Origin of the sequence: Corallococcus sp. AS-1-12 (genome assembly GCF_020036995.1) — a bacterium.
Taxonomy (GTDB): Bacteria; Myxococcota; Myxococcia; order Myxococcales; family Myxococcaceae; genus Corallococcus.
In genome coordinates, this window is the sequence record NZ_JAIQDD010000017.1 from 171942 (window position 1) to 179826 (window position 7885).

Here is a 7885-nt window from a genome sequence, read left to right on the forward strand (position 1 = left end):
CTCACGGACTGCTGGACACGGACGAGTCGCAGTCCGAGGTGCACTTGCCCGAGCAGGCGACCTGTCCGGGGTACGAGTCCAGGATGGCGCACGTGGTGCCGCCCGTGCAGGACACGAGCTCGGTGCAGACCTTGGAATCGTCCACACAGCGTGCCTTGGACACGCCGTCCAGCTTGAGCACGAGGCAGGACAGGCCTTGCGGACACTGGGGCAGGTCCACGCCGCACTCCTGCGCCAGGTCCAGCGACTGCCCCTCCCTCAGCTTCAGCCTCCCCTGCCCGCCTTCGTCACCCGACCCACAGGCCGCCAGGGTCATCACCGCCAAACAACCGCCCAGCATCCGCATCCAGAGCATCGTGGCTCCTTGGAATCGTGAAGCCTCATGCCGGGAGCAAGCTGTGGACCAGAAGGGTGGCTCAGCGATTCCGCGCGCTTGGCGGCAGGTGGCGGCCTCGGAATTCTGATGCCGCCTCGAATCCCTGGCGGCTCAGGGGTCAGCGGAACTCATCCACGATGTACACACCCGCACGCGAGGAGTTGAGGATCGCTGTCCCCGGCTTGGACTCAGGTCGCTTGCGCAGTTGCCCGAAGCCGAGCCTCGCCACCGCGCAGATGGGCACGCGGTCCTTTCCCTTCAGGAACTGCGCTTCGTAGTACCGGATGACCGGCTGCTCTCCCCCCGTCCAGACGCGACCGTAGAGGCGCATGGGCGCCTCCAACGTCCCGATGTCTTCATCCAGCACACTCTCGATGGGCCCGTCGTGAAGCGTGATGTGCTCCGCCCGGCTCTGGTTCGCATCCAGTTGGACCCACGCGGCTTCGCCCACGTAGAGCTGCAGGTACCGCATCACTTCCAGCGACTTCTCCGGGCACTTCTCCGACATGGGCGTCCCATCCGCATGCAGGCGGACGTCGCCCAGGGTCGTCGCACAACCCGGATGAAGGACCAGCAGGCCCATCCAGGCCACGAGCACGTATCGACGCGAGGTCATGCGGCTGTTCCTACTTCCCGAGCAAGCTCGGGCTCAACTCAACAACCGCCTGCCGCAGTCCATCGTGCCGGTACAGCTCCAGGAACAGGGAGGTCAGAGTCCCGCCGTCCACGAACGCGCTCCCGTCCACGACAAGCCCGATGACGCCCGAGGTCCCAGGTGCAATCACCGCGGAGGATGACCGGACCGCCAACGGCCGCTCACGCGTGTCCGACCTGCCCACGAGCCGCACGGAGCTCATGCTCCACGGGCGCCGAGCGGTCAGGTTCTTCACCTTGAACACGACCGCGGCCTTGCCCGTGCCCCGGTAGACGGTGCCATCCATTGCCGTGTCGCCATCCGTGCCGGAGAAATGATCCGCGACACCGAATGGCGTCTGCGCCACCGCGCCCGTGGTCAGCAGGGCCGCCAGCGCATGGTCCTCGGAGACCTCCTCCTTGTGGAGCCGCTCGTTCTCCTCGCGGAGGGTCTTGTTCTCCTTCTCCGAATCCAACAGCGCCGAAGCCATGGCCTCGTAACTGTCCCGGTCCTTGTAGACGTTGAGCTGCTGGTCCGCGCTCCCATGTTCGCGCCGTCCCGGCGGCCGGAGGAGAAAGGGGACCTCCCGCGCATCCGACAACGTGACGAGCAGGGAGAAGCCCTCCTCCGGTGCCAGGTCGCGCCGGGGCTCCAGCACCACCTTCCGGCCCACGACGCCCACCGGCTCGAACCGCCCCTCTCCGCCCACCAGCCGTGCCCGGAGCGGCGCGAGGTCCTGCTCGAAGCGGAGGACCGTCACGACCTGTCCCTTCACGTAGATGCGCTGGGGCGCGGCTTCGGGCTCTTCGGGAAGGAAGAGCGTCCGGATGACGGCGTGCTCGTGCTCCTCCGCCACGGCGGCCCCGGCGAGCAGCGTCCCGAGCAGCGCCCACCTCCCAGGTAGAGTGATTCGCATACAACCCGGGACATAGCATCCACGTCCTGGCGGACCAAGCCGCGCTCAGGGCGCGCGGTGCGCGAGGAAGACCTTGTACTGGAGCGACACGAAGAGCGTCTTCGGCGCCACGAAGCCGGTCCGCTCGAACATCGCGAACAGGGCGGCGTCGGACGCGATGGGCTGCATCTTCGCCATGGCCTGACTCCGGGCCTCCAGCTTCTCCGTCGCCACGCCGTACGCCCGCAGCCGCCGGAACTCGAGCTTCGTCAGCTCGGGGTCCTGGCCGATGCGGCAGCCCAGCACCAGCGGCGCTCCCGGCTTGAGCCTCCGCGCGACCTCTCGCAGCAATTCGAGGCGAGCCTCCTCGCCCTCCACGTGGTGCAGCACACCCATCAACTGCGCGCCGTCGAAGCGTTCGCCCTGCGGCAACGTCCGCAGCTCACCTTCGTGCAACTGCGTGCGCGAGAGCAGCCCCTCCTCCTCCAGGCGCTTGCGTGCGACGGCGAGCATCGGCGCGGAGGGCTCCACGCCCGTGAAGCGCCAGCCCGGCACGCTGAAGCGGTGGTAGGGCAGCAGCTCCGCGCCCGTACCCAGGCCCACGTGGAGCAGTGACGCCGTCTCCTGTCCGTCCAGGTGCGCGGCCAGGGCGCTGACGCCCAGCTCGTAGGCCGCCTGATAGCCGGCGAGACTCACCGCTGCCTGTGCGTCGTAATGGGGCGCGCGGTCGGCGCCAAAGCCATGCACCGGCGCATGTGCGGAATGTTCGTGGGTCATGACCGGAAGATGCGTCGCCCCCCGCGCGGAATGGCAGAGCGGGGATTCAGACGGAATCAGCGGATCTTTCGATGGCGTCCTCCTCACGACCGGCCCAGCGACGAGCGCAGCGGGCCGATGACCACGTTGTCGCTGCCCTCCTCCGCCAACGCCCTCCGAACTCCCCGGCGGCATGGGCCCGCGCGACGCGCCCCAGGACGACCCGCCGGACAGGCCTCCGCCGGGGCTGGCAGTCTTCGAACGCTGACGCCTCGAGGCATGGCGCGGGCCTATGCTTCCGCGCCATGACGTCGCATCCGTATGTCGTGAGGGCCGTGCAGTCCCGTGACGAGCTGGAGCAGGTGCTGGCCCTTCAGCGCCGCAACCTGCCTCCCTCGCTGTCACCCGAGGAGCAGCACGCCCAGGGCTTCGTCACCGTCCAGCATGACCTGGCCACGCTGGAGCACATGCACGCGCTCGAGCCCAGCGTCATCGCCGTGCAGGGCTCCGACGTCGTGGCGTACGCGCTGGTGATGCCCCGCGAGTGCCGCGCGTGGGTTCCGGTCCTGGACCCGATGTTCGCGCTCCTCGAAGGGCTCGAACACCGGGGCCGGCCGCTGCGGGACCAGCGCTTCTACGTGATGGGGCAGGTGTGCGTCGACAAGGCCCACCGGGGGAAGGGCCTCTTCGACGCGCTCTACCACCAGCACCGCGAGCAGCTTCGCTCGCGCTTCGACTGCGTCGTGACCGAGGTCTCCGTTCGCAACCCCCGCTCCCTGCGCGCGCACGCGCGGGTCGGGTTCGAGACCGTCCACACCTACCGCGACGCCAGCGACACCTGGGCCGTGGTGCTCTGGGACTGGGGCGCGGGCACGTCGCGCTGAAGCAGGGCGTCCGCGCGCACCGGCGTGGGGCGGTTCGCCATCCGCTTGTGGTGCAGGCCGGACAGCTTCAGCGCCAGCTCCGGACCGGTGACACCCTTGGGGATGTAGCCGTCCGCGCCGGACGCGCGCACCAGCTCGCGCAGCCGCGACTCGTCCATGGACGAGTACAGGATGAAGAGCGTGTCCGGTCCCGCGAACTGGCGCACCACGCCCAGGATGCGGTCGCCGCTCAGCGCCGGGATGTTCACGTCCAGGAGCACGATGTCCGGCTGCTCGGTCCGCAGCAGGTTGGCCACGCCCAGCGCCGCGCGCGTGGTGACGACCTCGAAGCCGTAGCGGCTGATGGAGCGCTCCACCAGCTCCAGCACCAGTGGGTCATCATCCACCACAAGCGCCTTCAACTTGCCTTCCGCCATCGCGTCTCCGCCTTTCAAGACCTCGGGGGAAAGGTCTGAAGTGCATTACGTCCAGGTATGCTGTGCAATATACGTCATAACTGTATTCGCGCACAATGCCCCCAAGCCTGAAGACCCGGGAGACCTGTACTTTGAGTACGGATTCCAGGGCTCGATGTCGCGCGGAGGTGGGGAAAAAGGGCCCTACGCCGCAGGGGCGACGGCGACCCCAGACTGATACTCCCGGTGAAGAAGGGCCGGCCTCGCGCGGGCGGGAGGACGGGCTTCGAAGCGGCCTTCGGCGCGGGCGCGGCAGTTGTCGCAGCGGGCGCAGTCGTCCTCCAGCGGCTCGTCGAACCAGGTGCCCAGCACCTTCCAGCGGCACGCGGTGGTGCTCCCGTAGCGCATCATCGCGTCCAGGCGCTCGCGGTCTCCCTGGTGGCGGTCCTCGTAGGCGCGCAGGTACGCGTCCAGCTCCTCGGGGGTCTCGAACGCGCGCAGTTGCTTGAGGCCTCGCGCGCCCTTCTCCAGCACGCCCGCGGCCACGAGCTGCGCCACCAGCACGCGGGTGCGCTTGTCGCCCAGGCCGCTCGCCTCGGCCAGCCGCTTGAGGGCCACGGCCCTGCCTTGCGCGCACAGCGTGTTCGCGGCCTGGTAGAGGCGCTGGCTCTCGTCGCGGCGCGGGTACTTGCCTCCCAGGAAGAAGCCCTGGATGCGCCGGTCCTCCAGCCGGTACAGCAGCGCCGCCTTCGCGGGCAGCCCGTCGCGGCCCGCCCGGCCCGCCTCCTGGTAGTAGCTCTCCAGCGAGTCGGGGAAGTGGTAGTGCACCACGAGCCGCAGGTCCGGCTTGTCGATGCCCAGCCCGAAGGCCTTCGTCGCCACCACCACCGGCGTGGTGCCGTCCATGAAGCAGCGCTGGTTCTCCTCGCGCTCGGAGGCCTTGAGCTTGCCGTGGTAGCGGCCCGCCTCCAGCCCTTCCGCGCGCAGCCAGCGCCACAGCTCGTCCGCCTTGCGCACGGTGGCCGTGTAGACGATGGCGCTGCCGTCGTTGGCGCGCAGCAGCTCCAGCAGCTTCTGGCGCTTGAGCTCCGGGTTCACCGTGCGGTGGACCTCCAGCGTGAGGTTGTCGCGCTGGATGCCGGTGCGCACCACCACCGGGTCCTCCAGTCCCAACTGCGCGCGGATGTCCTCGCGCACGCGGGGCGTGGCGGTCGCCGTGAGCGCGAGCACCCGGGGCCTGCCCAGCGCGCGGATGGCGTCCCCCAGCGCGAGGTACGCGGGCCGGAAGTCGTGGCCCCACTGCGAGACGCAGTGCGCTTCGTCCACCACGAAGAGGCTGACGTTCGCGCGCTGGAGCAGCGCCAGCCGCTCCGGGTTCTCCAACTGCTCGGGGGTGACGTAGATGAACTCGTGCTCGCCCCGGCGGATCTCCTTCTGGAGCGCCCGCAACTCGCCGGCCTTCAGCGTGGAGTCCAGCTTCGCCGCGTCCAGGTCGTAGCGCTCCGTGAGGTGTTCGCGCTGGTCGTGCATCAGCGCGAGCAGCGGGCTCACCACCAGCGTGGCGCCGGGCACGAAGAGGGCGGGCAGTTGGAAGGTGAGGCTCTTGCCCGCGCCCGTGGGCAGCACGCCCAGCACGTCGCGCCCCGCGAGCACCGCGTCGATGATGTCCCGCTGGCCGGGCCGGAAGTCCTCCACGCCGAAGCGCTCGCGCGCCTCCTGCTCGAGCTGGGGCCAGAGGGGGGAGCGGTCCTGCGTCGCGGTGGGCATGGCCTGAAGGTAGGGATGGCCCCCGCCCGGCTCCTCCCTGTCACGCGCGGTGCGCCTGGCCGCCTGCCGGGCTGGGAGGGAGTGTACTCCCAGAGGTTCGGTTCGAGGACTCGCGCAGGAAAGCCGTGCGCGGCCTGGCGGGGCGAGGCAGCTTTGGGGGATGGATGACTTTGCCCTGCTGGTGGCGGTGCTGCCGCCGTCGCTCCAGGAGGCGGTGCGGCGGCTGCCTGAAGCGGAGTTGCTGGAAGTGGTGATGGACCTGGGGCGGCCGCCGGAGGCGCGGCTGGTGCACGGCGTGGCGCGGCTGTCGGAGGCGCCCGTGGAGCAGGAGGCGCTCCAGGCGGTGCTCGCCCGCGTGGGCGAGGTGGGCGGCGACAACCGCGCGGGCATCGAGCGCACGCTCCACCGCGTGTCCGCCATCCGCAACCGCCAGGGCCGCGTGGTGGGGCTCACGCTGCGCGTGGGGCGCGCCATCCAGGGCACCATCGACATGCTGCGCGACCTGGTGGAGTCCGGGCGCAACCTGCTGCTGCTCGGGCGGCCGGGCGTGGGCAAGACGACGAAGCTGCGCGAGGTGGCGCGCGTGCTCGCGGACACGCTGGGCAAGCGCGTGATGGTGGTGGACACGTCCAACGAGATTGGCGGCGACGGGGACATCCCGCACCCCGGCATCGGCGGCGCTCGGCGGATGCAGGTGAGCCGGCCGGACCGTCAGCACGACGTGATGATCGAGGCGGTGGAGAACCACATGCCCGAGGCCATCGTGGTGGATGAGATTGGCACCGCCGCGGAGGCCGCCGCCGCGCGCACCATCGCGGAGCGCGGCGTGCAGTTGGTGGCGACGGCGCACGGCAACACGCTGGAGAACCTGGTGCTGAACCCCACGCTGTCCGACCTGGTGGGCGGCGTGCAGACCGTCACGCTGAGCGACGACGAGGCCCGGCGCCGGGGCACGCAGAAGACCGTCACGGAGCGCAAGGGCACGCCCACGTTCGACATCGTGGTGGAGATGGTGAGCCGCGACGAGGTGCGCGTGCACCGCGACACGGCCGGCGCGGTGGACCGGCTGCTCACGGGCGCGGAGGTGGGCGGAGAGAAGCGGCGGCAACAGGACGGCGCCGTGCACGTGGAGGCCGCGCCGGAGGTGGTGGAGGCCACGCCACCGGGAGGCCGCGTGCCGAAGGGGACGCCCGCGCTGGGAGCGCCCCGGCCCGGGCCCACGCGCATCGCCGCGCACGCGGTGAGCCGCGAGCTGCTGGAGCGCGTGCTGCGCGACCTGCCGGTGGAGGCCGTGGTGGTGGGCCGTCCGGAGAACGCGGAGGTGGTGCTCACGCTGCGAAGCCGCGCGAACTCGCCCAGGCTGCGCCGCGCGGCGGAACGCGTGGGCGCGCGGGTGCTGGCCATCAAGCGCAACAGCGCCACGGAGATCCGCCGTGCGCTGCGCACGGAGTTCCACCTGTTGGAAGGCGTGGACCCCGCGGACGTGCACGCCGCGGTCGCGGACGCGGAGGAGGCCATCCAGCGCGTGCTCGCGGAGGGAATCAGCCTGCCGCTCGCGCCGCGCCCGTCGCGCCTGCGGAAGGTGCAGCACACCCTGGTGGTGAAGAACCACCTGGAGGCCGTGAGCGTGGGCAGCGAGCCCCAGCGCCACCTGGTCATCTACCCGTTGGGCACCGTCCTCACGGAGGCGTCCGACAGCGCGCCGGAGTACTTGGACGCGCCGGAACCGGACGATGAGTTGGAGGACGACGACACGTCGGCCGTGGGCGAGGAGACAGACGAAGACGAGGGCGAAGGCCTGGAAGCTTCGTCCCCGGACGAAGGCGCCTCGTAGGCCATCGGGCCCGGGGGGGCTCCCCGCTGGCGGCGACCTGGAGAAACCTGTCCGACTGTCGGACAGGTTTTGGACCACGGCCTACGGCGGGAGGGGCACCGCGCGAACCTATCGGACAGGTTTGGGCCGGGCCGGCGGTGGCGCACCCGAACCGGTCCTACTGTCGGACAGGTTTGGCACGGGCCGGGCCCAAGGCGGCTCACCCGAACCGGTCCTACTGTCGGACGGGTTTGGCACGGGCCGGGCCGGCGGCGGATCCCGCGAACTTGTCCGACTGGAGGTCTGCGCGGAATAGCGAGGCCAGTTGGCCGGCTGCCAAGCGACAAGGGGGACAGGAGCTTCGA

At 70.5% G+C, this 7885-nt stretch carries 8 protein-coding genes; 2 read left to right on the forward strand and 6 right to left on the reverse strand.

Features of this window, described 5'->3' with window-relative positions; all coding sequences use genetic code 11:
- Nucleotide 1 precedes the first annotated feature (1 nt).
- From K8556_RS24945 to K8556_RS24960, 4 genes are all read right to left on the reverse strand, one after another.
- Nucleotides 2-355, reverse strand: a complete 354-nt coding sequence (locus K8556_RS24945; protein ID WP_223742582.1) for a hypothetical protein — start codon at nt 353-355, stop codon at nt 2-4.
- A gap of 139 nt (nt 356-494) precedes the next feature.
- Nucleotides 495-992 carry a hypothetical protein gene (locus tag K8556_RS24950; RefSeq protein ID WP_223742583.1) on the reverse strand — a complete coding sequence of 166 codons (498 nt, stop codon included), beginning with the start codon at nt 990-992 and terminating at the stop codon, nt 495-497.
- A gap of 10 nt (nt 993-1002) precedes the next feature.
- Complete coding sequence (locus K8556_RS24955) at nt 1003-1926, reverse strand: DUF2381 family protein (protein WP_223742584.1); 924 nt, start codon at nt 1924-1926, stop codon at nt 1003-1005.
- Between the two features lie 45 nt (nt 1927-1971).
- Nucleotides 1972-2601 carry a class I SAM-dependent methyltransferase gene (locus tag K8556_RS24960; protein ID WP_223742585.1) on the reverse strand — a complete coding sequence of 210 codons (630 nt, stop codon included), beginning with the start codon at nt 2599-2601 and terminating at the stop codon, nt 1972-1974.
- A 365-nt stretch (nt 2602-2966) separates the two neighbouring features.
- Here K8556_RS24960 and K8556_RS24965 point away from each other — a divergent pair, with 365 nt between their 5' ends.
- Nucleotides 2967-3545: a GNAT family N-acetyltransferase gene (locus K8556_RS24965; protein WP_223742586.1), complete on the forward strand. Its 579-nt coding sequence runs from the start codon at nt 2967-2969 to the stop codon at nt 3543-3545.
- Here K8556_RS24965 and K8556_RS24970 read toward each other — a convergent pair.
- Both K8556_RS24970 and K8556_RS24975 read right to left on the reverse strand, forming a co-directional pair.
- Nucleotides 3479-3931: a response regulator gene (locus K8556_RS24970; RefSeq protein ID WP_370639965.1), complete on the reverse strand. Its 453-nt coding sequence runs from the start codon at nt 3929-3931 to the stop codon at nt 3479-3481. The two genes, K8556_RS24965 and K8556_RS24970, sit on opposite strands and share 67 nt — an antisense overlap.
- A gap of 213 nt (nt 3932-4144) precedes the next feature.
- Nucleotides 4145-5707, reverse strand: a complete 1563-nt coding sequence (locus tag K8556_RS24975) for an ATP-dependent DNA helicase RecQ (protein WP_223742587.1) — start codon at nt 5705-5707, stop codon at nt 4145-4147.
- 160 nt (nt 5708-5867) lie between these two features.
- On the opposite strand from K8556_RS24975, the gene K8556_RS24980 reads away from it, so the two are divergent.
- Nucleotides 5868-7541, forward strand: a complete 1674-nt coding sequence (locus tag K8556_RS24980; RefSeq protein WP_223742588.1) for a R3H domain-containing nucleic acid-binding protein — start codon at nt 5868-5870, stop codon at nt 7539-7541.
- Nucleotides 7542-7885: the final 344 nt, after the last annotated feature.